The organism is Azospirillum sp. TSH100 (assembly GCF_004923295.1).
In the GTDB taxonomy this organism is placed as follows: Bacteria; Pseudomonadota; Alphaproteobacteria; order Azospirillales; family Azospirillaceae; genus Azospirillum.
In genome coordinates this window covers 495,308-517,977 of record NZ_CP039635.1, presented here as the reverse complement: position 1 = coordinate 517,977, position 22,670 = coordinate 495,308, and the positions used below count along the sequence as shown (strand labels likewise).

Genomic DNA, 22,670 nt, shown 5'->3' with positions numbered 1-22,670 from the left:
TCCCTCCCTCAACCGAGCCACGAGGCGGCGATGGAGCTTGAGACCACCGTCATCGCCACCAGGGCCACCAGCACGAATTTCATGCCGGCCGGCAGGGGTGCTGCCGCGGCCATGGTGGTGGACGGCTTGCCGGGCACCGAATGGCCCAGCCATTTCAGGAACCAGGCGAAGGAGCCGACCGATTCCGCCAGCGCGATGACGACCAGCAGCATCAGCGCCCAGTGATGCGCCCCGACCTCGAACCCGCCGGCGAAGATGGCGAACTTGCTGAAGAAGCCGTTGAAGGGCGGCACGCCGGTGATCGCCAGGGCGGCGCAGACGAAGGCGACGCCCAGCAGCGGCGATTTGGTGACGATGCCGCGCAGCGACGGCAGCAGCCGGGTGCCGGCGGTGTAGCTCAGCGCACCGGCGACCAGGAAGAACAGCGTCTTGGCGAAGGCGTGGTTGAAGATGTGGGCGATGGCGCCCTTGAAGGCGAGGTCGGAGCCGAAGACCGACAGCGACAGCGCCAGCAGGATGTAGGCCAGCTGCGTGATGGTCGAATAGGCGAGCAGGCGCTTCAGGTCGACCTGCGGCAGATACATGAAGAAGCCGTAGACCAGCGTCAGAACCGCCATGATTGAGCCGACCCAGCCGACGATCTCCGGCGCGCCGCCGGCCGACATCAGCCCGCGGGCGAAGATGTAGACGCCGACCTTCACCATCGACGCCGCATGCAGGTAGGCGCTGACCGGGGTCGGGGCCTCCATGGCGTCGGGCAGCCACATGTGGAAGGGCAGCTGGGCCGACTTGCCCCAGGCGGCGACCAGGATCGCCAGCAGCACCGCCGCCTTCATCCCCGGCGCCAGATCGGCGATGGCGGTCAGCGCGAAGGTGCCGGTCGACAGGAACAGCAGCGCCGCCGCGACATAAAGGCCAAGCGAGGCGACATGGGTGACCAGCAGCGCCTTGGCCGCCGAGCGCAGCGCCTTGGGCGATTCGTAATAGCCGATCAGGGCCCAGGAGCAGGCGCCCGTCAGCTCGAAGAAGGCGAGCTGGCCGACCACGGTGGAGCTGAAGACCAGGCCGGTCATGGCACCGATGAACACCAGCAGGAAGGCGTAGTAGCGCCGCCGGCCGATGTCGGGATGCTCGCGGTTGCCGGCGTTCAGGTAGGCGGCGGAATAGACCGCCACCAAGAGGCCGATGGCGATCACCGCCAGCGCGATCAGCACGCTGACGCTGTCCACCACCAGCCCGAGGATCGAGACCGATCCGAAGGAGATCAGTTCATAGGTGCCGCCGACCTTGCCGTCGCCGAGCAGCGACAGGACGAGGATGGCGATCACCGCGACGGTGGCGGCGGCGAAGCCCTGGCACAGCCATTTGGCCGATGCCCGTTCCGATGCCGCGATGGCCGCCGCGCCGCCGAAGGGGACGAGGATGGCGGCCAGCGCCAACAGCCCGAGCGGTTCCGTGGGGAGTGTTATCATGATGCTGCCCCTCGCCGGCTCACAGGCCGACCAGATAGAAGACGAAGGCGAGCGAGGCGGCGCCGACCCCGATCCAGCTGTGCTGGGGGGTCAGGCGGAAGCGGACGCGCGCGACGCTGTTTTCGACCACGCCGACGGCGGCGAAGATCAGGACCAGCTTGATGGCGAAGGCGATCAACCCGAACAGCAGCCCGAAGAATGTCATCCCGGTCGCGCTGCCGAAGGGCAGGAAGACGCCGACGAACCAGGCGACGACGACCGTCTGCTTCAGCGCCATCGCCCATTTGATCAGCGCCAGCGACGGGCCGGAATATTCGGTCAGCGGGCCTTCCTGAAGCTCCTGTTCGGCTTCCGCCATGTCGTAGGGCAGCTTGCCCAGTTCGATGTAGATGGCATAGGCGAAGGACAGGGCGGCGATCACCGTCGCGGTCGCCGACCGCACATGGCCGTCGGCGATGGCGCTGCCGATGGCGCCGAGGTTGGTCGAGCCGGCCAGCAGGGCGGCGACGAACAGCGACAGCAGCATCACCGGCTCCACCAGCACGCCCATGGTCAGCTCGCGGCTCCCGCCGATGCCGGAGAAGGAGCTGCCGCTGTCGATGCCGGACAGCGAGAAGAAGAAGCGGGCGAGCGCAAACAGATAGATGACCGTGATCAGGTCGCCGATCGGCGCCACCGGCGTGAAGCGGGTCAGCATCGGGATGCCCATGGCGATGACCAGCACCGTCGTCAGCATCACCGCCGGCATCGATCGGAAGGCGAAGCCGCCGTTCGGCGGGGCCAGATCCTGGCGGGTCAGCAGCTTGGCGATGTCGCGATAGTCTTGCAGCAGGCCCGGCCCGTGGCGGGTGTGCAGCTTCGCCCGGACCATGCGCGACAGGCCGGAAACCAGCGGTGCCGCCGCGAGCAGGAGGAGCGCCTGGAACAGTCCCAGGATGAGATGTGAGAGGGTCAGCATGGCGTCCTCCCGTCAGACGGCCAGCGCCAGCAGCACGATCAGCGCCGCGACGATGTAGAGGCAGTAGATGCGGAAATCGCCGGCCTGGATGACTTGCAGCCACTTGCCGCTTGCATCGACCGCACCGGTGATCGGGGCGATGACGCTGCGGTCGGCCAGCGGTTCGGTGCGCCGTGCCAGCGTGACCACCCGCTCGAAGCCGTGGGCGATGCCGGTCCAGCGCCCGGCGATCGCCTGGCGCATGCCGTAGAGCGGGGCGAAGAACATGCGGATCGGCTGGGCGAAGCCGCCGGCGCTGGCGGACATGTGATGGTCCGGCAGATAGCCGGCCGCCCAGGGGGCCGCCACCTTGCGGTCGCCCCCGCGCTTGGCGGCGAAGGCCGCCTTCAACCCGATCGGCAGGAACGCCATGGCGATCAGCAGGATGGCGATCAGCGGGGTGGAGAGCGTCGCCTGCCGGGCGTCGCCCGGCAGCAGGGTGGCGCCGACCGCCAGCGTGACCGGAGCGGTGCCGATGGTCGCCGCCGCGATGCGGCCCATCACCGGCGCCACCAGCGGCGCCAGCAGGCCGAGTGCCACGCAGGCGACGGCCAGCACCACCATGCCGGCGACCATCGCGGCCGGCGCCTCGCGCGCCTCCTCGGCATGATGGCTGCGCGGTGCGCCTGCGAACATGATGCCGTAGGCCTTGACGAAGCACATCACCGCCAGCGCGCCGGTCAGCGCCAGCATGACGGCGGCGATCGGGGCGGCGAACTTCACCAGCGGGGTGCCGTCCAACGCCGCGGCGAACAGCGCCTGATAGGTGTACCATTCCGACACGAAGCCGTTCAGCGGTGGGATCGCCGAGATGGCCAGCGCGCCGACCAGGAAGGACAGGGCGGTCCAGGGCATGTTGCGGGCCAGCCCGCCCATCTCCTCCATGTCCTTGGTGTGCATGCGGAAGATGGTGGAGCCGGCGCCGAGGAACAGCAGGCCCTTGAACACCGCATGGTTCAGCAGGTGATAGAGGCCGGCCATCAGGCCCAGCACCGCCAGCACCGGCTGGTGCAGCGCCATGCCGATCATGCCGGTGCCGACGCCCAGCAGGATGATGCCGATATTCTCGACCGAGTGGTAGGCGAGCAGCTTCTTGATGTCGTGCTCGGCCAGGGCATAGACCACGCCCAGCACCGACGACACCGCGCCGAAGGCCAGCACCAGCAGGCCCCAGCCCAGCATCGCCGGCCCTGCGCTGGCGCCCAGCAGGTCGACGCCGACCTTGACGATGCCGAAGACGCCGATCTTGATCATCACGCCCGACATCAGCGCCGAGGCGTGCGACGGGGCGGCCGGATGGGCGCGCGGCAGCCAGATGTGCAGCGGGATCATGCCGGCCTTGGCGCCGAAGCCGATGAAGGCCAGCAGGAAGGCGACGCTGTCCAGCGGGGCCGGCAGCGGATGGGCGCGGAAGGCGGCGAAATCGAAGCTGCCGGCCTGGTTCGCCATCAGGAAGAAGGCGGCCATGATCAGCACCGAGCCGCCATGGGCGACCAGGAAATAGAGGAAGCCGGCGCCCACCGCCTCGTCGTCCTGGTCGAAGATGACCAGGAAATAGGAGGCCAGCGACATCATCTCGAAGAAGATGAGGAACCAGAAGCCGTTGTCGGCCGCCACCACCAGCATCATCGAGGCGATGAAGGCGTTCATGAAGAAGCCCATCGCCCCGACGCCGCGCCCGGCATATTCGCGCACATAGGCGAAGCCGTAGATCCAGGCGACCAGCGACAAGAGCGAGATGACCGCGATCATCAGGCCGGCCAGCGGGTCGAGCCGCAGGACGAAATGGGCGAAGGGGTAGGGGCCGGCGGCGTCGAGCACGGCCGGCTGGCCGGCACCGATGGCCGTCAGCCCGGCGCCGAGCCCGGCAAGTGCCGCGGCGATGCCGACGCCGCTGCCGCCAAGACGGATGTCCCCCTCCCGATGCTTCAGGAGGAGGCAGAGGATGGCGCCGCCGCAGGACAGCAGCAGCGACATGATGAGCAGGGAGAGTGGAATCATGGGTCCAGCCCCTCCAGCGAGGCGAGCGGCGTTTCAGGACTGACCGGTGCCGCCGCGGCCAGCGTGCGCTTGACGGCGGCAGCCTGGCGGGTGGCATCGGCGTCGGCCGCGTAAAGGGCGGCGGTCGGGCACACGCGCACGCAGGCCGGGCCGTCGCCGGAGAAGGCGCAAAGGTCGCATTTCACCGCCACGCTGCGCACGCCGATGTCCCAGGCCAGCAGCGGATCGAGCGCCGCCGAGTGGCTGGGCGTTGCGGTGGCGATGCCGGCGACCCCGGCGATGCCAGTGCCGCTGGGCGTGATGGCGCCGAAGGGGCAGGCCAACGCGCACATCTTGCAGCCGATGCAGGCCTGCTCATCCAGCAGGATGCTGTCGGCGGCATGGGTGATAGCGTTGACCGGACAGACGCGGGCACAGGGCGCGTCCTCGCACTGATGGCAGAGGACGGGGCCGGTGTCGTCGCCGATCCGCATGACGGTCAGCCGGGGATGCGCCTGCAGCCCCTGTTTTTTATGTGCCTCGGTGCAGGCCGCCATGCAGGTGTTGCACCCGATGCATTTTCTCGGTTCCGCGATAACGAAGCGATTCATGTCCAGACCTCCGGCTTCCCGGGCGGGTGCGTCGAATCGGTCGATCAGGAGTTTCTTGGCAAAACCCGGTAACAGGGAAAGCCCAATAAGAAAAACTGATCGTCCAATAAGAAGACAGTATTGGCTCGCGCACGCCCCCACGCCGCCTGTTGTCACGGGCGGTGTGGCAGAAGGAGAGCCAGCTGTTGCGAATCTTTGTCAAAATGGCGGTCTTTTTTATGATCGCCGTTGACTTGGCTACGCTATTCCTCCAGGAGAAGCGATGTCAACTAGACACATAAAAAAAGTGGGTATAAGGTGCGCGACACAAAGACCGGGCGCCAGAGATCGTTTTGACTGTCGAATGGCTTCCCAGAAACTCTGATAAGAAAGAGAATATACTCGATAGGATCAGCTTATCGGCATCGATTACTTTTAAAGATCGGGCGATAAGCGATTTCAATCGGACGTGAAGCCACCGGTGCCCGCAGCGGCCAACCGGCGCGTAACGCCAGGGAACAGTGAAGCGATGCCGGGGCGGGGCCGTCCGACGGCCCCCTCCGGCTGCCAACAAGGACGACGGGAATGAACAGATTCGTCACTGCCAACCCGAGCAAGTGCATCGGTTGCCGCACATGCGAGGTCGCCTGTGCGCTTGCCCATTCCGAGGGGGCCGGCGTCGAAGGACTGGCGCCGGAAACCTTCAAGCCGCGCATCCGCATGGTGAAGACGGCCGACGTCAGCACCGCGGTGATGTGCCACCATTGCGAGGACGCGCCCTGCGTCAACGCCTGCCCGAACAACGCCATCGTCTACCGCCAGCACAGCGTGCAGGTGGAGCAGGAGCGCTGCCTGGGCTGCAAGAACTGCGTGCTGGCCTGCCCGTTCGGCGTCATGGACGTGGTGACGGTGCCGGCGGTCCGGCAATTCGCCGGCCTGACGCTCAGCCTGGGGGTCAAGGCGCAGGCGCACAAATGCGACCTGTGCATCGAGCGTGGCGACGCCGGCCCGGCCTGCGTGTCGGTCTGCCCGACCAGCGCCTTGACCCTGATGGACCGGGAGGCGATGGACGAGACCCTGCGCCGCCGCCGCGAGCGCGCCGCGCTGGAAGCCGCCGAAGTCGCGGCCTGATCCACGGTCACCACCCCATCACTGCGGCCGGCGCACAGCCGGCACAATCGAGCGAACACCGAGGTCGAGATGGAAAAGCATATGGCGGTCTGCCCCTACTGCGGTACGGGCTGCAAACTGAATCTGCTGGTCGAGGGCGGGAAGGTCGTCGGTGCCGAGCCCCTCAACGGCGTCACCAATGAAGGGGAACTCTGCCTCAAGGGCTATTTCGGTTACGACTTCATCAACGACACCAAGCTGCTGACGCCGCGCCTGCGCAACCCGATGCTGCGCCGCTCGCGCGACGCCGCGTTCGAGGCGGTGTCGTGGGACGAGGCGATCCGGTACGCCGCGACCAAGCTGGGTGAGATCAAGGCCAAATACGGCCCCGACTCGATCATGACCACCGGCTCGTCGCGCGGCACCGGCAACGAGACCAATTATGTGATGCAGAAATTCACCCGCGCGGTTCTCGGCACCAACAATGTCGACAATTGCGCGCGCGTCTGCCACGGCCCCTCGGTCGCCGGGTTGCAGGTGACGCTGGGCAACGGCGCCATGAGCAACTCGATCCCCGAGATCGAGCACACCAAATGCGTCCTGGTCTTCGGCTACAACGTCGCCGACAGTCATCCGGTGATCGCCAAGCGCATCATCAGGGCGAAGGAGCGCGGCGCCAAGATCATCGTCTGCGATCCGCGCAAGATCGAGACGGCCCGTCTGGCCGATCTGTGGCTGCCGCTGAACAACGGCTCCAACATGGCGCTGGTCAACGCCTTCGCCAATGTCCTGATCAATGAAGGGCTCTACAACAAGGAGTATGTCGCCAATTACACCGAGGGCTTCGACGAGTACAAGAAGATCGTCGACAAATACACCCCCGAATACGCCGAGGCGATCACCGGCCTGCCGGCCGACGACATCCGCGAGGCGATGCGCATCTATGCCGTCGCCCCCTCCGCCACCATCCTGTGGGGCATGGGCGTCACCCAATGGGGCCAGGGCGTCGATGTGGTAAAGGGGCTGTCGGGGCTGGCGCTGCTGACCGGCAATCTCGGCCGTCCGAATGTCGGCGTCGGCCCGGTGCGCGGCCAGAACAACGTGCAGGGCAGTTGCGACATGGGCGTCCTGCCGACCGAATTCCCCGGCTACCAGAAGGTCACCGACCCGGAGATCCGCGAGAAGTTCGCCAAGGTCTGGGGTGTCGACTCGCTGCCCGGCGAGATCGGCTACCGCTTGACCGACGTGCCGCATCTGGCGGAGACCGGCAAGCTGAAGGCGATGTATGTGATGGGCGAGGATCCGGCCCAGACCGAGCCGGACCTGACCCAGGTGCGCAAGGGCTTCGAGGCGATGGAGTTCGTCATCGTCCAGGACATCTTCATGACGAAGACGGCGATGTTTGCCGATTTGATCCTGCCGGCGACCTCCTGGGGCGAGCATGAGGGGGTGTTCAGCGCCGCCGACCGCAGCTTCCAGCGCTTCACCAAGGCGGTGGATGCCAAGGGCGACGTCAAGCATGACTGGGAGATCATCAGCCTGCTCGCCACGGCGATGGGCTATCCCATGCATTACGACAACACCAAGCAGATCTGGGACGAGCTGCGCGAGTTGTGCCCGATCTTCTACGGCGTCACCTACGAGAAGATGGAGGGGCTGGGTGCCGTTCCGTGGCCGTGCCGCGACCTCGACTCGGCCGGCTCCAAGTATCTCTATGAGGGCAACGTCTTCCAGCGGCCGGGCGGCAAGGGCCTGCTGTTCGCCACCGAATGGCGTCCGCCGCAGGACCAGCTGACCGAGGAGTTCCCGCTGATCCTCTGCACGGTGCGCGAGGTCGGCCATTACTCCTGCCGCTCGATGACCGGCAACTGCGCCGCCCTGCAGACGCTGGCCGACGAGCCCGGCTATGTCACCATCAACCCGAAGGACGCCAAGGCCCTGGGCATCCGTGACCAGGAGCTGGTCTGGGTGTCGTCGCGCCGCGGCAAGGTGATCACCCGCGCCAGCGTCACCGACCGCACCAACAAGGGGGCCGTCTACATGACCTACCAGTGGTGGATCGGTGCCTGCAACGAGCTGACCATCCACGCCGTTGATCCCATTGCCAAGACGCCGGAATACAAATACGCCGCCGTCCGGGTCGAGGCGATCGCCGATCAGGTCTGGGCCGAGAATTACGTCCAGCAGGAATACGCGAAGCTGAAGGGCGGTCTCAGCAACGCGGTGACCCGTGCGGCGAAGAAGGCCCCGGCCTTCGCGTAATGTCTCCCCCTCTCCCCCCGGGGAGAGGGTAGGGGTGAGGAGGATGCGTGGCGTGGATTCTCGGTAAAGGGCGCCGTGCGATCCCCTCACCCTAACCCTGTCATGGGAGGGAACCCTGACGGTTTTCATAAGGCTTCAGCCCATGCATGAGATCGCTCTCTGCCAATCCCTGCTGGAACAGGCGATGAAGGCGCGGGAGACCAGCCCTTTCGCCAGGGTGGTCCGGGTCAGCCTGTCGGTCGGGCAGCAGAGCCGGGTACAGCCGGATGCCCTGCGTCACGCCTTCGACTTGCTCAGCCGCGATACCTTCCTGGAGGGGGCCGATCTGCGGATCGACCAGCCGCCGGGCGAGGCGTTCCGGCTCGTGGAGATGGAGGTGTCCTGACTGAAAAAGATTTGTGCGCCTACGATGCGTCGCATTGCCGCTGCGGCAGCCCGCGCGGCGACGCCGACATGTGACTCGTATCAATGATGTTGCTCGGGTCGTGATCGATAAGTTCCCGATCCACGCTTCGAAAGACGTGGTGGGAGGAGGCCCGACATGCAGGAGAAGCTTGAGTTTCTGATCGCTCTGGCGACCGAGAAGCATTTCGGCCGTGCGGCGCAGGTCTGCGGCGTGTCGCAGCCGAATCTGTCCGCGGCGATCAAGCAGCTGGAATCGACCCTCGGAGTGCCGTTGGTCGACCGTGGTGCCCGTTTCATCGGATTCACCGCCGAAGGGGAGCGGGTACTGGATTGGGCGCGGCGCATCGTCGGCGACTACAAGGCGATGCGCGCCGAGGTCGAGACGATGAAGCAGGGGCTGACCGGCACGCTGCGGCTGGTCGTGGTGCCGACGGCGCTGCCGATGGTCCAGCGGCTGACCGCCACCGTCTGGTCGATGCATCCTGGCATCAAGATCACCATCGCCTCCCACAGTTCCACCGAGATCCTGTCCAGGCTGGAGAATCTGGAGGCCGAAGCCGGCATCACCTATCTCGACAACGAACCGCTGGGCAATGTGGACGAGGTGCCGCTCTATCATGAGCGCTACCATCTGATCACGGCGGCCGACGGTCCGCTCGGCACGCGCGACAGCGTCACCTGGGAGGAGGCGGCCACCCTGCCGCTCTGTCTGCTCAACACCACCATGCAGAACCGGCGGATCATCGACCGCGCCTTTGCCGAAGCCGGAGTGCATGCTGAGCCGATGCTTGAATCCAACTCCATCGTGGTGCTGACCAATCATCTCTGCACCGGCATGTGGTCGACGATCATGCCGCGGATCATGGCGGAGTCGCTGCTGCTTCCCCCCACGATCCGGGCCATTCCCATCGTGGCGCCGGAGCTGTCGACCCTGATCGGCCTGGTGGTCGCCCGGCGCGATCCACAGCCGCCGCTGACCGCGGCCTTGATCGCCGACGCCCGCCGTCTGGCGCCCGAACTGGCGACGGTCGCCTGAGGGCAGCATGGCAGTGAACTCCAGCGCTACTCTGCCACCCCTATAGACGTGGGTATCGGGAGAAGAGGGCGCGGCAGCACGGGCAACGGATACGGCTACCGAAGGTGGTTCGAACGAGCTGGCGCCGGATTTCCGGCACGCTGGGCTGCGGCCGATACCCCATCGCCTTGTCCAGACGCTCGGCCAGTTCTGCCAAGGTCAGGTCGTGCTTCTCTTCGATCCAGCCCAGAATGAGGTCCCGGTATTCGTCGATCCGATGCGAGCGGACATTGCCACCGCGCTTGTCCGGCTGCAGGTCACCGCGTGGTCGCGCACCAGCCACCAAGCGGATTGCCGAGGAAACCCCCTCTCGAAGCCTGCCGCCGCCGCGCGGCAATCCGCTCCAGCTCGCGACTCCGACGTTCAGATCAAAGGATACCGAGCCGTTCCTTGATTTGCGGGAAGAAGCGCCGGCTGACGGGAATGTTCTGCCCGCGTCTCGTTTTGATCTCGGCCAAGCCATTCTCAAGAAAATTGATCTTCTCGATGAAATCAGTATTCACAAGATATTGCCTGTGGCAGCGCAGGAGAGAGGTTCGCTCCTGCAGGATGTGCAGGGGCAACTCGGTCGGCAGCTCGCTGCCGTCGATGGTGAACACACAGACGCCGCTGACGCCGGAAGCCACATACTCGACCTCCTCCATCCTCACCAGCTGGACATGGTGCTGTCCGAAACAGGGGAGCTGGCGGAGCTGGCGGGCCCCCGGAAGCTGGGCGATGTTCTGCGGTCCCCGGTCGCGGCGGAGCCGCTCCAGCGTCTTGTCGAGGCGTGCCTGGTTGACAGGTTTCAACAGGTAATCGAAGGCATGCTGCTCGAACGCCTGCACGGCATATTCGTCGTAAGCCGTCAGGAAGACGACGTGCGGCATCTTTTCATGATCGAGCATGCTCAACATCTCGATGCCGCTCACCCGCGGCATCTGGATGTCGAGGAACACGACCTCGGGCTTTTCCCGGTTGATCACACCAACGGCGTCGATGGCATTGCTGCATTCCGCAACGATGACGATGTCGTCAGCCTTCGAGAGGACGCGGCGAAGCTCCTTGCGGGCCAACGGCTCGTCATCGACGATGAGGACGGTGATCATTTGGACGCTGCCTCCAGCGGAACCCGGATCGTGATGCGGGTGAAGACATCCCGGTCTGACGCGACGGTAACACCATAGGACGGACCGAAACAGTTCCTGATGCGGCGGTCCACCAAACTCATGCCGAGCCCTTGTCCGGCCGGCTTCGGCTCGTAAAGACCGGCATTGTCCTGCACATCGATGACGAGCGCATCGCCGTCCTCACGGGCGCTGATCGTGACATGGCCCGGACGGAGCTGTTGCGACGTGCCATGCTTGATCGCGTTCTCGACGACGGGCTGAAGCGAGAAGGCCGGCAGCCGGACGCGGCCGAGGCTGTCGGGGATGTCGATGTCGACCGTCAGGCTGTCGGAAAAGCGCGCCCGTTCGATCTGGAGATAGGCGTTCACATGCTCGACCTCCTCGGCGAGCGATGCGATCTCATTGGGGCGCTTGAGGTTCATGCGGAAGAAGGTGGACAGGTCGCCGATCAGGTCACGGGCCTTCTCCGGCTCGTCGCAGGTGACGGCGGCGATGGTGTTCAGCGCGTTGAACAAGAAATGCGGATTGACCTGGGCGTGCAGAAGCTTGATTTCCGCCTGGGCCAGCAGCGCCTTCTGCTGTTCGTAGCGGCCGGCCAGGATCTGGCTCGACAGCAGCTTCGCGATTCCCTCGCCCAGCGTCCGGTTGATGGTGGAGAACAGCTTGGTCTTGGGCTCGTACAGCTTGATCGTGCCGATGACGTGGCTGTCCTCGCCGACCAGCGGGATGACCAGCGACGCCCCCAGCGGGCAGGTCGGGCTGATCGAGCATTGATAGGCCACCTCGTTGCCGTCGGCATAGGTGACCTCGTTGTGCGCGATGGCTTCCAGCGTGTTCAGCGACGAGATCGGCGTGCCGGGAAGATGGTGGTCGTCGCCGATGCCGATGAAGGCCAGGATCTTCTCGCGATCCGTTATCGCCACCGCTCCCACCCCGGTCTCCTCATAGATGATCCGCGCGACGGTCATGCTGTTTTCCTGGTTGAAGCCGCGGCGCAGCACGCCGTCGGCGCGTGCCGCGATGGCCAGCGCCTTGGCCGAGAACAGGCTGGACTGCCGTTCGATAAGGGCCCGGCGGTCGATCAGGATGCCCATGAACAGCGCGGCCCCCAGTGAATTGGCGATCAGTTCCGGTATCGCGATCAGCTTCACGATTTCCAGTGTCTGGTCGAAGGGTTTGGCCACCGCAAGGTCGATCAGCAACTCCAGCAGCACCCCGACGAAGGTCAGGGTGCCGGCCTTGACCGGATCGAACAGGGTGCGGGCCTTGCCCTTGCGGATGAGATGGCGGTGCATCAGACCGCCCAGCATCCCCTGTACGACGATGTCGATGCCGGCGGCGAGCGCGAAAGCCCCGCCCAGCGAATAGCGGTGCAGTCCACCGGTGATGCCGACCGCCAGCCCGACCAGCGGACCGCCGAGAAGACCGCCGAGCACCGCACCGATCGCCGGCGTGTTGGCGATGGCTTGGATCACCGGCATGCCCAGGATGGTCCCCATGATGCAGAACAGGGAGAAAATGACGTAGCAGGCCAGCTTGTGCGGCGGCCGGATCGTGGCGTGCGTCAGCGGAATGAAGATCTTCGTCCGGCTGAGGAGATAGGCCACCACCAGATAGACGCACATCTGCTGGAGAAGGACCAGCGAGAGGCCCACGGGATCAATCTGCATCGGTCAAGGCTCCCTGCACCTGCGCGTCCGGGCCGTCCGGTGCGGGCAGGCGTACAAACGGATTCTGCTCGGTTGAGGCGCTTGGTTTGACCCATTCCCGGGCGAAAGGCCAGGGAGAAGCGGCGGCAGGGACCGGGCCGGAGATGCGGCGAAACGCGCCGACGGCTCCGCCGCTCGCCGCCGGATCCCGCCGTTCCCCTCCGGCGGCCTCCGCTCATTTTTCCATTCCGCCGCTCATTTCGCTATTCCACCGCTCCTGAGTTCAGCCGGGAATTGCCAGCGGGGTGTTGATAGGCTTTCTCCAGGTCAACAAAGCGCGGCCTTACCGTGATGGCTTGAAAATCCACGATGGAAGGCATGCTGGAGGCACAAAATGGTCAGCATCTCAACGGAATCCACAAGACTCGGCAATCCTCCACTGCCGTGGACCAAGCATGATACCATGTGGATGCTTGGGCTGTTCGGAACCGCCATTGGTGCGGGAACGCTTTTCCTTCCCATCAACGCAGGCCTTGGTGGCTTTTGGCCTCTGGCGGTCATGGCGGTCATCGCCTTCCCCATGACCTATCTGGCCCATCGGGGGCTGTGCCGCTTCATCCTGTCCTCGTCGAAGCCGGGCAGTGACATCACCGAGGTGGTGACCGAGCATTTCGGCAGCACCGCGGGCAAGCTCATCACCCTGCTGTACTTCTTCACGATCCTGCCGATCCTGCTGATCTACGGCGTCGGCCTGACCAACACGGTCCAGAGCTTCATGGTGCATCAGCTGGGCATGGTTCCGCCGCCGCGCATCCTGCTGTCGCTCGGCCTGATCCTCGGGCTGATGGCCGTCATCAAGCTGGGTGAACAGATGGTCGTCCGGGTCATGAGCTGGCTCGTCTATCCCTTCGTCGTGGTGCTGATGGGCATCGGCCTGTATCTGGCCCCCGACTGGAACGGCGCGATCCTCGATCAGGTCCCGACCGCCGGACAGTTCAGCCTGACGCTGTGGCTCAGCATCCCGGCCCTGGTCTTCTCCTTCAACCACTCCCCGGCGATCTCGCGGTTCGTCGTCGCTCAGCAGAACCACTATGGCGAAGAGGCTGAATCCCAGACCACCCGCATCGAGAAATACGCGGTCGTCATGATGGTGCTGGTCGTCCTGTTCTTCGTCTTCAGCTGCGTCTTCAGCCTGAGCCCGCAGGAACTGGCCGACGCGAAGGCCCAGAACATCTCCATCCTGTCCTATCTTGGCAACAAGTTCGACAACCCGCTGATGGCGCTGCTGACCCCGGCCGTGGCCTTCGTGGCGATCACCAAATCCTTCTTCGGCCATTATCTCGGCGCCCGTGAAGGTCTGAACGGGCTGATCTCCCAGCATCTGCGCGGCCAGGGCAAACCGGTCGACGACAAGGCGATCAACCGCTTCAGCGCCCTGTTCATGGTCGCTGCCGTCTGGATCGCCGCCACCCTGAACCCCAGCATCCTCGGCATGATCGAATCCCTCTGCGGTCCCATCATTGCCGCCCTGCTCTTCATCATGCCGATGTACGCGATCCGCAAGGTGCCGGCGATGCGCAAATATGCCGGCCAGCCGGGCAACGTGGTGGTGATGTTCATCGGCAGCGTCGCGATCTCCGCCATCCTCTACTCCCTGCTCAGCCTCTGACGCCCACACCGCTTCCGCCTCCAGCAGCGCTCCGTCCAGGCGACGGGCGCCGCCGGAGGCAGCGAAGCGGAACCGCTCAAGCACCCCCTCAAGGTTTTCAGGGCCGTCCACAGGAAGGAAGCAAGCCATGATCAGCATGTTCGACCTCTACAAGGTCGGTATCGGCCCCTCAAGCTCGCACACCGTCGGACCGATGAGGGCAGCCAGGCAGTTCGTGGACGATCTGCGTTCCCTGGGCGGCATCGACGCCACCACCCGCGTCGCTGTCGACATCTACGGCTCGCTGGCGTTGACTGGCAAAGGCCATCACACCGACGTCGCCCTCATGCTGGGCCTTGCCGGGAACCTGCCGGACAGCGTTGCCATCGACACCATCCCCGCCTTTCTCCAGCAGGTGCGCAATTCGCATCGCCTGCCGCTGGGCCAGGAGGGCAGGCCGGTCGATTTTCCGCCGACCGCCATCACCTTTCACCGGTCCAACCTGCCCCGGCACGAGAACGGCATGACGATCCAGGCCTTCGACGGCGACCGGCTCCTGCTTTGCAAGACCTATTATTCCATCGGCGGCGGCTTCGTCGTCGACGAGGAGAATTTCGGCAAGCAGAGCGAAGCGGAGGTGGAGCTTCCCTATCCCTACGCCTCGGCCGCCGATCTGCTGGCCCACTGCCGCAAGGCCGGCCTGTCCTTCTCCGGCCTGATCCTGCAGAACGAACTCAGCCTGCACAGCCACCAGGAAATCCGCGATTACTTCTCCACCATCTGGCAGACGATGCGGGCCTGCATGGACCGTGGAATGACGACCGAGGGCGTGCTGCCGGGGCCGATGCGGGTTCCCCGCCGGGCCGCCCTGCTGCGCCGCCAGCTGGCGTCGTCAGAGGCGCTGTCGCGCGATCCGATGAATGTGGTCGACTGGGTGAACATGTTCGCCTTCGCGGTGAACGAGGAGAATGCCGCGGGCGGCCGTGTCGTCACCGCGCCGACCAATGGCGCCTGCGGGATCGTCCCGGCGGTGCTCGCCTACTATCACAATTTCATCAAGCCGTTGGACGACGATGCCTGTGTCCGCTTCTTCCTGGCGTCCGCCGCCATCGGCGCGCTGTACAAGCGGAACGCCTCGATCTCCGGCGCCGAGGTCGGCTGCCAGGGCGAGGTCGGCGTCGCCTGCTCGATGGCGGCCGGCGGCTTGGCCGACCTGATGGGCGGCAGTCCGGAACAGGTGTGCGTGGCTGCCGAGATCGCCATGGAGCACAATCTCGGCCTGACCTGCGACCCGGTCGGCGGGCAGGTGCAGATTCCCTGCATCGAACGCAACGCCATGGGCGCCATGAAGGCGATCAATGCGACGCGCATGGCCCTGCACCGGACAAGCGAACCGCTCGTTTCGCTCGACAAGGTCATCGAGACGATGTTCGAGACCGGCAAGGACATGGATCCGAAATACCGCGAGACCTCCTGCGGCGGCCTTGCGGTCAAGGTGGTCGCGTTGCCCTCGCGCCGGGCGCAGGACAGCGACAGCACCAACTGGGCGGCCTGACGCCGCACGCACCGAGCTGCCGATCGGAGGATCGCGAGATGAACTCAAGAGAAACCGCAACCCTCGTTGACGGCCATGCCGGGGCCGTCAGCGTCACCCTTGGCGAGACGGTCATCGGGCAGACAGCCAGCCAGTCGTGCCGGTTCACCGCGATGGAGGCCGCGCTGTGCGGTATCCTGGCTGACGACGTCATCCAGCTCGATCGTGGCACCACGGCCGGCAACCGCTCCGCCGGGGTGCAGTCCGTCTCCGATCCATGGCTCCATGCCCTGGTTTGCAGCGTGCTCGCAACCATCCTGCCTGGTGGCGGCCGACTGTGCCGGACCCTGCATCTCGACATTGAACGGACTGTCCGGCTGGAGGAGGTCATCACGGCAACCGTCACCGTTGTCGATAGAACCTCTCGGGGCATCTCCTTGGCCTGCGCTTGCACCGACGGTGATGGCACCGTCGTTGCCAGCGGCAGCGTGGAGGTCACGATCTCCGTCGAGAGAGGAGGACAGGTGCCAAGCGAAGCGAGCCGTCGCCGCAGCTACCAGGCCCTTCGTGCCAAATGCGCGGGCCTGCCGCCGTTGCGGATCGCGGTTGTCGATCCGTGCGACGCGGACACACTGACATCCACGGTGACCGCAGCCGAAGCCGGCTTGATCGAACCGGTTCTGATCGGCCCCGCAGCGCGAATCTGTTCGGTGGCAGCCCTCTGCCACCTCGACATCAGGCCGTTTCACCTGATCGGCGTCGACCATGAAGCCGCGGCGGAGGTGGCCTCCGCCCTGGCCCACACCGGCAAGGTCGAAGCGATCATGGTGGGAGGCGTGGATGACGGGGACGCGGCGAATGCGCTCATGAAGACTCAGCCCCGCTCTCCCGACAGTCTGCGCGTTCTCGGTCTTGAGGCGACCATCCTGCAGGGCGCCGAGGTCCCGATCCTCCTCACCGGAAATGCGGATGATATGGACGCCCGCCTCGCCTGCTGCGCGATCGTCTCCCAGCTCGCCGCTTCGCGCTGTGGCCGGCTCTTGGGCGCGGAATGATCGCCGCGGAATGATCGTGGTTGCCCCTGCCAAGGCGGTGCAAGGGGTGACGCCTGTTCCGCGCACTCAGCGGTTCGTCCGGGGCCGAACCGCTTTGCCTTCGCCGCGCGGATCATGGGCGCCGGATGGGCTGGCCGCATCGGCGAGGCTGATGGCGCCTGCTTGGCCGAAGATCGGCGACAGGGCCGGGAGCGGCGCCACCTCATGCCCCAGGGCGGCCAGCACCTCGATCGCGGCCTTGCCCAGGGACGCCTCGATCTTGAGGCTGTCCCGGCTGTCGGAAAATGTCTTTCCCAGAAGGAAGCGGGGCTGGCCGAGCGCCTCTTCCGGCGTCATGCCGTGGTCGATCAGGCCGGTGAGCAGCACGGATAGGGTCTGTGGCTGACCGTCGGCACCCTGTGTCCCATAGAGAAGATGGGGATTTCCAGCCTTGAGGGCGATGCCGGGGTTCAGGGTGTAGAAGGGCCGCTTGCCGGGTGCGATCTCGTTGCGGTCGCCGGGAACGGTCGAGAATGCCGCGCCGCGGTTCTGCCAGAGGATGCCGGTGTCACCGACCGGCATCCCGCTGCCCCAGTCGAAATAGGTGCTTTGGAGAACGCTGGCGCAGCGTCCCTGCTCGTCGGTGGCGGCGAAGAAGACCGTGTCGCCATGGCGGTAGGGGTGGGGCCAGTCCAGCGCGCGCCCCGGTTCGATGGCGGCAGCCTTGGCGGCGAGACGCTGCGGGTCGAGAAAGTTCCAGGGCGCCGGCTCCGACCAATCGGGATCGGCGATGAGTGGCCGGTCGAGGAAGGCCTGCTTCACCGCTTCGACCAGCAGATGATAGCGCAGCGGGCTGGTGGGGGACAGGGCCGCCAGATCGAAATGGGCGAGAATGCCCATGATCGCCAGCGTGGACAGGCCTTGCGTCGGCGCCGGTGGGGCCAGCAGGGTCAGCCCGCGATAGTCCAGGCTGGCCGGTGTCTCTTCCCGCGTCCGGGTCGCCGCCAGATCCGTGGCACCGAGGGGGGAGCCGGCGGCGGCCAATCCCTCGGCCAGCAGCTTGCCGAGCCGTCCGTCATAGAAGGACCGGTGACCGTCCTCCGCCAGCAGGGAGAGGCTGCGGGCGAGGCCGGGCTGGGTGAACGGAGCGCCGGCGACAGCGCTGAAATGATCCACGAAGCTGCCCCATTGCGGGATCTCGTCGCGGCGGAAGTCGAACCAGAAATGCTGTGAGTGGCTGGGGACATAGCCGTCCCGCGCCAGGGCGATGGCGGGGGCGAGGAGGTCTGCGAAAGGCTGGGTGCCGCCCCAGTGAGCGGCGCTGTAGGAAAGGGCATGGCCCCAGCTGTCGACCGCACAGGCCGAGGTGACTGTCGAGGCGGGGCCGCGCAGGGGAATGGCGGCGTTGTAAACGGGCAGGGTTTCCGCCGCCTGACCGATGCCGAGGAAGCAGCGCTGCCGTCCCTGCCGGTCCGCCACCAGCCAGACCGCATCGCCGCCGATTCCGCAGAAATGCGGCATGACGACGGACAGGCAGGCGGCGACGGCGACCGCCGCTTCGATGGCGGTGCCGCCCCGCGCCAGAACGGCGGCTCCGGCCTCGGAGGCCAGGGGATGCGGGCTGGTGACCATTCCGGGCCGGGCGACGTTCATATCTCTTCCCCCATCGACTGGAGCCCGGCCGTCGGTCCGGCCGGGCCTGTTTCCGTGCAATCAGTTGGTCTTGTAGGCGAGCCTGCGCTCGGCCAGTGGCGGCAGGAACCGGCGGGTGAAGACCTGGTCCGGCGTGGGCGTGGCGGTCAGCTGATAGCCTTCGACCACGATGCCGATCGAGCGGGCGAGGCGGGCGTCGTCGACATCCCCCAGGCCGAGCCTGTCGACCTCGGGCGAAAGGATGAGATGCTCGTAGGAGAAGATCATGCGGGCGCGTTCGAGGTCTTCCTTGGCCAGATTGTCGTAGGCAAGGACCGCCTTCAGCCCGGCCGCAGGATCTCCGCCGATCTCGACCGCCGCCTTGTTGACCGCGCGGACGAGGCCGGCGACGGCGGCCGGGTTGTCCCGGATCAGCTTCTGGGAAACCATCATCCCGTTGGAATAGAGGTCGAGGCCGAAGTCGCCGAACAGCAGCCAGTTGTAGTCCTTGGCCGGATCCTGGCGGTTGTTGATCAGGTTGAACCAGCTGGTGATGTTGAAGACCAGGGCGCCGTCGATGTCGCCCTTGATCAGCATCGGCTCCTGCAGGTTCGGTCCCATGTTCTCGATCGCGACCTTGGTCATGTCGACCTTGTTGAGTGCGCCGAGCACGGTCACGAGGCGGGTCGTCGGCGTGCCCTGCGCGCCGCCCAGCTTCTTGCCGAGGAGGTCGGCAGGTGTCGCGATGTTGGTCGCCTTTTTCGAGACGATGGCGAAGGGCGGCTTGTTCCACAGCTGATAGACCATGACCGGCACGTCGCCGGGTCGGGTGGCCGCATTCTGGATGATGGCGTTGATGTCGCCGAAGCCGGCGTCATAGGCGCCCGACATGATGCGGGTCACGGTGGCCGCCGACCCTTCGCCCTGGTCGATGGTGACGTTCAGCCCTTCGGCCTTGAAGTAACCCTTCTGCAAGGCCAGCAGGAAGGGCGCGTCGGAGCCCTGGGTCTTCCAGCCGAGCGTGAATTTGATGGGGGTGTCGGCCAACGCCGGCCCGCTCAGGCAAAGGCCGAGCGCAAGCGTCGCGAGAAGCTTTTTCAACATGGCAGGCTCCGTTTCGGGGGAATGGTCAGGCGGAAGCAAAGCCCTGCCGGCGGGTCGCCCAGCCGGTGACGCGCGCCTCGACGAGCGAGAAGGCGACGTAGAGCAGGATGCCGAGGGTCGCGAGCAGGAAGAGGCCGGCGAAGACGAGCGGCACGTCGAAGTTCGAGGAGGCCGTCATCATCACGTTGCCGATGCCCTTGTTGGAGGCGACGGTTTCGGACAGCACGCTGCCGACGAAGGCGAAGGTGACGGCGATCTTCAGCGAGGCGAAGAAGAAGGGCATCGTGCGGGGCAGGCCGACGTTCCACAGGATGTCGAGCCTGCTGGCCCCGAGCGACTTCAGGACGTCCTCCAGCTCCGGCTCGGTGGTGGCGAGGCCGGTCGCGATGTTGACGACGATGGGGAAGAAGCACATCGCGAGCGCGGTGAGGATGGCCGGCGTAGCGCCCGATCCGAACCACAGCACGAAGATCGGCACCACGGCGACCTTGGGGATCGAGGAGAAGCCGATCAGCAGGGGATAGACCGTGTCGTAGGCGGTGCGCGAGACGCCGATGGCCGCCCCGATGACCACCCCGACGGTGACGCCGAGGATGAAGCCGATCATGGTGGTCCACAGGGTTTGCAGCACATGGGGCCAGAGGATGCCGAAGCGCGCGGCCAGCGTGGCGAGGACCTGGGTCGGGCGGGGCAGGACCAGATCGGAGACCTGGAGGACGAGGCAGAGGATCTCCCAGGCCGCGAAGAAGCCGAGGATGAGGATCGCCGCCCACAGACGGCGGCGCAGCTCGTAGCTCATGGCTCAGGCCCCCCGGATGGCGGTGTCGCTGCGCGCATCGATGATGAGATCGCGCAGGCGCTGGTTGAGGGCGACGAAATCGGCGTCGAAGGTCATCTCGACCGTGCGCGGCCGGGGGAAATCGACGGCGCTGTCGTCGATGATGCGGCCGGGACGCGCGCTCATCACGCAGATGCGCGAGGCGAGGAAGCCGGCTTCCTTCAAATCGTGGGTGATGAGCAGGACGGTCGGCCTGCGCTTCAGCCACAGCGATTGCATCGTCCCCCACAGCTCCTCGCGGGTGAACTGGTCGAGCGCGCCGAACGGCTCGTCGAGCAGCAGCAGGCTCGGTTCATGGACGAGGGCGCGACAGAGGTTCGCGCGTTGCAGCATGCCGCCCGACAGCTGCCAGGGGTAATGGTTGGCGAACTTGTCGAGCCCGACATCGGCCAGCAGGGCATGGACGCGGTCGCGGTATTCCGTCCTGCGCTTGGCACGGTAGTCGGCGCGGAAGGGGCGTACGATCTTCAGCGGCAGCATGACGTTCCGCTCGATGGTGAGCCAGGGCAGCATGGTCGGGTTCTGGAAGGCCATGCCGATGCGCAGGGCCTTGGCCCCCACCTCGCGCCCGCCGACGATCACGGCCCCCCGGGTCGGGTTCAGCAGGCCGGCCGTCAGCCGCAGGATCGTCGACTTCCCGCAGCCCGACGGGCCGACCAGGGCGACGAAGTCACCTTCGGCGATCCGCAGGTTCGTCTCCTGCAAGGCTGCGACCGTCCTGCCCGGCTTGCCGAACGAAACGGCGGCCTGCGAAAGCTCGACGGCAATGGAAGGGGCAATGGAAGGGGCGATGGAAGAGTGGCCTTGCTGGCTGGCGTGGGATGGGGACATGCGGCGCACCTCGTGACGGATCGGTGAAACTGTATGCAACGAGTGCGCCAGTTTTCCTGACAGCTTAAGCTTCATGGGAGAGAGGTCAGGCATTGCGCCGATAAAAGTGCATACAGTTTTTGCATGCATTTATTTTATGCAGTGTGGTGTCGCCCCTGCATTCAAATGCGGCATCTGGCGAGTTGCATTCCCATCCGGCCTCGCTTATGGAAGGCGGAGCAGGCGGGGGCAGTGATGACCGAGGAAAAGCGCGAGCAAAAGCGTTCAAGGAAAACCGGAGGCGACCGTGTCGCGGCGATCTGCACGGCCCTGCGGCGTGCGATCATCGAGCGGGCGCTGTCGCCGGGAGACCGGCTGCCCGAGGATTCGCTGGGCGAACGTTTCGGCGTCAGCCGGACTATCGCCCGCAGCGCGCTCGGGCAGTTGGCGGCGGAGGGGCTCGTCGATCTGCGCCGCAACCGCATCGCCGTGGTCGCGGTGCCCTCCTTCGAGGATGCCCGCGACATCTTCGACATCCGCGTCGATCTGGAGCGTCAGGTCGTCCGGCATCTGGCCGGCAAGCTGACCGAGGCCCAGGTGAAGCAGCTGAAGGCCATCGTCGAGGCCGAACATCAGGCCCGGCACGGTGCCGAGGGGATTTCGATCCGCCTTGCGACGGAGTTCCATGTCCGGCTGGCGGAAATGACCGGAAAGCCGGTTCTTATCCGTTATGTGACGGAGATCTGTTACCGCGCGGGACTGTCGCTGGCCGTTTTCAGCCGGCCCCATTCGTCGGAATGCGCAGTCAACGAGCATCTGGAACTGATCGAGGCGATCCGGACCGGCCCTGCCGACAAGGCCTGCGCCCTGATGGACGAGCATCTGGAGGCCGTGGCCTCCCGCGCGCTGCTGCAAAGCTCCGGCGCCAGGAGCCGCGACCTCATGGACATCCTGGCGCCCTATACCGAATAAGGGCGCCAGGGTCAGCGGTTGGCGGGTTCCGGGTCAGCGGGCGCAGGAGGGATCGAGGATCCATTCGGCGCTGTCGTTCCAGACATCGGTTTCGACGATCAGCCCGTCCCGCACCAGGAAGCGGTCGACATAACGGTTGTTGTCGAAGGGCGTGCCGTCCGGCCAGGCGCCGTACAGGTAGCCGAGGCTGTAGACGATGGTTTCCGTTTCCCCCGGCACCACGTCATAGCGCTCGATCCGCTTCTTCACCCATTTGTAGCGGGCGGCGTTGAAGCCAGTCGGCCCGCTGGGGGTGTCGAAGACGCGATGCCCGGTAAAGCGGCAGATGAAACCCGGCGCCACGTATTTGGCCGCGCGTACGGGATCGGGGGCCATCGACGCCGCCAGATACTCCTTCACGGCTTGCAGATCGCGTTCGGTCGTCTCGTTCATTTTGGGCCTCCGTAAGT

20 protein-coding genes are annotated in these 22,670 nt (G+C 65.7%); 8 read left to right on the top strand and 12 right to left on the bottom strand.

What is annotated here, in order from left to right; genetic code table 11:
• Positions 1 to 8: 8 nt before the first annotated feature.
• Genes E6C72_RS14980 through E6C72_RS14965 form a run of 4 tightly spaced genes read right to left on the bottom strand, consistent with a single transcriptional unit; the run spans position 9 to position 5,060 of the window.
• The gene (locus tag E6C72_RS14980) at positions 9 to 1,472 is read right to left on the bottom strand and encodes a hydrogenase 4 subunit D (RefSeq protein WP_109083919.1); all 1,464 of its coding nucleotides are present in this window, start codon (positions 1,470 to 1,472) and stop codon (positions 9 to 11) included.
• Between the two features lie 19 nt (positions 1,473 to 1,491).
• Entirely contained in the window at positions 1,492 to 2,430 is a 939-nt protein-coding gene (locus E6C72_RS14975; RefSeq protein ID WP_109083920.1) for a respiratory chain complex I subunit 1 family protein, read from the bottom strand.
• Between the two features lie 12 nt (positions 2,431 to 2,442).
• Positions 2,443 to 4,470 carry a hydrogenase 4 subunit B gene (gene hyfB, locus E6C72_RS14970; RefSeq protein ID WP_109083921.1) on the bottom strand — a complete coding sequence of 676 codons (2,028 nt, stop codon included), beginning with the start codon at positions 4,468 to 4,470 and terminating at the stop codon, positions 2,443 to 2,445.
• On the bottom strand, positions 4,467 to 5,060 hold the full coding sequence (locus tag E6C72_RS14965; protein WP_042694852.1) for a 4Fe-4S dicluster domain-containing protein: 594 nt from the start codon (positions 5,058 to 5,060) through the stop codon (positions 4,467 to 4,469). Before E6C72_RS14965 ends, hyfB begins: the two co-directional genes overlap by 4 nt.
• 564 nt (positions 5,061 to 5,624) lie before the next feature.
• Between E6C72_RS14965 and E6C72_RS14960 the strand changes: the two genes are divergently transcribed.
• The 4 genes from E6C72_RS14960 (at position 5,625) to E6C72_RS14945 (ending at position 9,852) form a co-directional block, all read left to right on the top strand.
• The gene (locus tag E6C72_RS14960; protein ID WP_109083922.1) at positions 5,625 to 6,170 is read left to right on the top strand and encodes a 4Fe-4S dicluster domain-containing protein; all 546 of its coding nucleotides are present in this window, start codon (positions 5,625 to 5,627) and stop codon (positions 6,168 to 6,170) included.
• A gap of 69 nt (positions 6,171 to 6,239) precedes the next feature.
• A complete protein-coding gene (gene fdhF / locus E6C72_RS14955) occupies positions 6,240 to 8,411 on the top strand; it encodes a formate dehydrogenase subunit alpha (protein ID WP_109083923.1) in 2,172 nt (723 codons plus the stop codon).
• 142 nt (positions 8,412 to 8,553) lie between these two features.
• Entirely contained in the window at positions 8,554 to 8,796 is a 243-nt protein-coding gene (locus E6C72_RS14950) for a hydrogenase maturation nickel metallochaperone HypA (protein ID WP_083897092.1), read from the top strand.
• 156 nt (positions 8,797 to 8,952) lie between these two features.
• Positions 8,953 to 9,852: a LysR family transcriptional regulator gene (locus E6C72_RS14945; RefSeq protein WP_109083924.1), complete on the top strand. Its 900-nt coding sequence runs from the start codon at positions 8,953 to 8,955 to the stop codon at positions 9,850 to 9,852.
• Between the two features lie 40 nt (positions 9,853 to 9,892).
• Here E6C72_RS14945 and E6C72_RS14940 read toward each other — a convergent pair whose 3' ends face one another.
• From E6C72_RS14940 to E6C72_RS14930, 3 genes are all read right to left on the bottom strand, one after another.
• Positions 9,893 to 10,177, bottom strand: a complete 285-nt coding sequence (locus E6C72_RS14940; RefSeq protein ID WP_136700771.1) for a hypothetical protein — start codon at positions 10,175 to 10,177, stop codon at positions 9,893 to 9,895.
• Positions 10,178 to 10,259: 82 nt separating this feature from the next.
• Positions 10,260 to 10,979 carry a two-component system response regulator BtsR gene (gene btsR, locus E6C72_RS14935; protein ID WP_109083925.1) on the bottom strand — a complete coding sequence of 240 codons (720 nt, stop codon included), beginning with the start codon at positions 10,977 to 10,979 and terminating at the stop codon, positions 10,260 to 10,262.
• Positions 10,976 to 12,670, bottom strand: a complete 1,695-nt coding sequence (locus E6C72_RS14930; protein WP_109083926.1) for a sensor histidine kinase — start codon at positions 12,668 to 12,670, stop codon at positions 10,976 to 10,978. Before E6C72_RS14930 ends, btsR begins: the two co-directional genes overlap by 4 nt.
• 373 nt (positions 12,671 to 13,043) lie before the next feature.
• On the opposite strand from E6C72_RS14930, the gene E6C72_RS14925 reads away from it, so the two are divergent.
• From E6C72_RS14925 to E6C72_RS14915, 3 genes are all read left to right on the top strand, one after another.
• Entirely contained in the window at positions 13,044 to 14,318 is a 1,275-nt protein-coding gene (locus E6C72_RS14925) for a serine/threonine transporter (RefSeq protein ID WP_109083927.1), read from the top strand.
• Positions 14,319 to 14,445: 127 nt separating this feature from the next.
• Positions 14,446 to 15,852 carry an L-serine ammonia-lyase gene (locus tag E6C72_RS14920; RefSeq protein ID WP_109083928.1) on the top strand — a complete coding sequence of 469 codons (1,407 nt, stop codon included), beginning with the start codon at positions 14,446 to 14,448 and terminating at the stop codon, positions 15,850 to 15,852.
• 38 nt (positions 15,853 to 15,890) lie between these two features.
• Positions 15,891 to 16,886: an enoyl-CoA hydratase gene (locus E6C72_RS14915; RefSeq protein WP_109083929.1), complete on the top strand. Its 996-nt coding sequence runs from the start codon at positions 15,891 to 15,893 to the stop codon at positions 16,884 to 16,886.
• Between the two features lie 66 nt (positions 16,887 to 16,952).
• On the opposite strand, the gene E6C72_RS14910 is transcribed toward E6C72_RS14915, so the two are convergent.
• From E6C72_RS14910 to E6C72_RS14895, 4 genes are read right to left on the bottom strand one after another with little or no spacing between them, the layout of a single operon-like run.
• The gene (locus tag E6C72_RS14910) at positions 16,953 to 18,518 is read right to left on the bottom strand and encodes a gamma-glutamyltransferase family protein (RefSeq protein WP_109083930.1); all 1,566 of its coding nucleotides are present in this window, start codon (positions 18,516 to 18,518) and stop codon (positions 16,953 to 16,955) included.
• 60 nt (positions 18,519 to 18,578) lie between these two features.
• Positions 18,579 to 19,601, bottom strand: coding sequence for an ABC transporter substrate-binding protein (locus E6C72_RS14905; RefSeq protein ID WP_109083931.1), 1,023 nt, complete (start codon positions 19,599 to 19,601; stop codon positions 18,579 to 18,581).
• 25 nt (positions 19,602 to 19,626) lie between these two features.
• A complete protein-coding gene (locus E6C72_RS14900) occupies positions 19,627 to 20,400 on the bottom strand; it encodes an ABC transporter permease (RefSeq protein WP_109083932.1) in 774 nt (257 codons plus the stop codon).
• 3 nt (positions 20,401 to 20,403) lie between these two features.
• The gene (locus E6C72_RS14895; RefSeq protein ID WP_199228649.1) at positions 20,404 to 21,270 is read right to left on the bottom strand and encodes an ABC transporter ATP-binding protein; all 867 of its coding nucleotides are present in this window, start codon (positions 21,268 to 21,270) and stop codon (positions 20,404 to 20,406) included.
• 234 nt (positions 21,271 to 21,504) lie between these two features.
• On the opposite strand from E6C72_RS14895, the gene E6C72_RS14890 reads away from it, so the two are divergent.
• Positions 21,505 to 22,221, top strand: coding sequence for a GntR family transcriptional regulator (locus tag E6C72_RS14890; protein ID WP_109083933.1), 717 nt, complete (start codon positions 21,505 to 21,507; stop codon positions 22,219 to 22,221).
• Positions 22,222 to 22,254: 33 nt separating this feature from the next.
• On the opposite strand, the gene E6C72_RS14885 is transcribed toward E6C72_RS14890, so the two are convergent.
• Entirely contained in the window at positions 22,255 to 22,653 is a 399-nt protein-coding gene (locus E6C72_RS14885) for a hypothetical protein (RefSeq protein WP_109083934.1), read from the bottom strand.
• Positions 22,654 to 22,670 lie beyond the last annotated feature (17 nt).

Bases quoted from the DNA above. Each gene is read 5' to 3' on its own strand.
- E6C72_RS14930 (WP_109083926.1), bottom strand. From the start codon at position 12,670: ATGCAGATTGATCCCGTGGGCCTCTCGCTGGTCCTTCTCCAGCAGATG.
- E6C72_RS14910 (WP_109083930.1), bottom strand. From the start codon at position 18,518: ATGAACGTCGCCCGGCCCGGAATGGTCACCAGCCCGCATCCCCTGGCC.
- E6C72_RS14965 (WP_042694852.1), bottom strand. From the start codon at position 5,060: ATGAATCGCTTCGTTATCGCGGAACCGAGAAAATGCATCGGGTGCAAC.
- E6C72_RS14915 (WP_109083929.1), top strand. From the start codon at position 15,891: ATGAACTCAAGAGAAACCGCAACCCTCGTTGACGGCCATGCCGGGGCC.
- E6C72_RS14975 (WP_109083920.1), bottom strand. From the start codon at position 2,430: ATGCTGACCCTCTCACATCTCATCCTGGGACTGTTCCAGGCGCTCCTC.
- E6C72_RS14890 (WP_109083933.1), top strand. From the start codon at position 21,505: ATGACCGAGGAAAAGCGCGAGCAAAAGCGTTCAAGGAAAACCGGAGGC.
- E6C72_RS14905 (WP_109083931.1), bottom strand. From the start codon at position 19,601: ATGTTGAAAAAGCTTCTCGCGACGCTTGCGCTCGGCCTTTGCCTGAGC.
- E6C72_RS14950 (WP_083897092.1), top strand. From the start codon at position 8,554: ATGCATGAGATCGCTCTCTGCCAATCCCTGCTGGAACAGGCGATGAAG.
- E6C72_RS14960 (WP_109083922.1), top strand. From the start codon at position 5,625: ATGAACAGATTCGTCACTGCCAACCCGAGCAAGTGCATCGGTTGCCGC.
- E6C72_RS14980 (WP_109083919.1), bottom strand. From the start codon at position 1,472: ATGATAACACTCCCCACGGAACCGCTCGGGCTGTTGGCGCTGGCCGCC.
- E6C72_RS14895 (WP_199228649.1), bottom strand. From the start codon at position 21,270: ATGTCCCCATCCCACGCCAGCCAGCAAGGCCACTCTTCCATCGCCCCT.
- fdhF (WP_109083923.1), top strand. From the start codon at position 6,240: ATGGAAAAGCATATGGCGGTCTGCCCCTACTGCGGTACGGGCTGCAAA.
- btsR (WP_109083925.1), bottom strand. From the start codon at position 10,979: ATGATCACCGTCCTCATCGTCGATGACGAGCCGTTGGCCCGCAAGGAG.
- E6C72_RS14925 (WP_109083927.1), top strand. From the start codon at position 13,044: ATGGTCAGCATCTCAACGGAATCCACAAGACTCGGCAATCCTCCACTG.
- E6C72_RS14945 (WP_109083924.1), top strand. From the start codon at position 8,953: ATGCAGGAGAAGCTTGAGTTTCTGATCGCTCTGGCGACCGAGAAGCAT.
- E6C72_RS14920 (WP_109083928.1), top strand. From the start codon at position 14,446: ATGATCAGCATGTTCGACCTCTACAAGGTCGGTATCGGCCCCTCAAGC.
- hyfB (WP_109083921.1), bottom strand. From the start codon at position 4,470: ATGATTCCACTCTCCCTGCTCATCATGTCGCTGCTGCTGTCCTGCGGC.
- E6C72_RS14900 (WP_109083932.1), bottom strand. From the start codon at position 20,400: ATGAGCTACGAGCTGCGCCGCCGTCTGTGGGCGGCGATCCTCATCCTC.
- E6C72_RS14885 (WP_109083934.1), bottom strand. From the start codon at position 22,653: ATGAACGAGACGACCGAACGCGATCTGCAAGCCGTGAAGGAGTATCTG.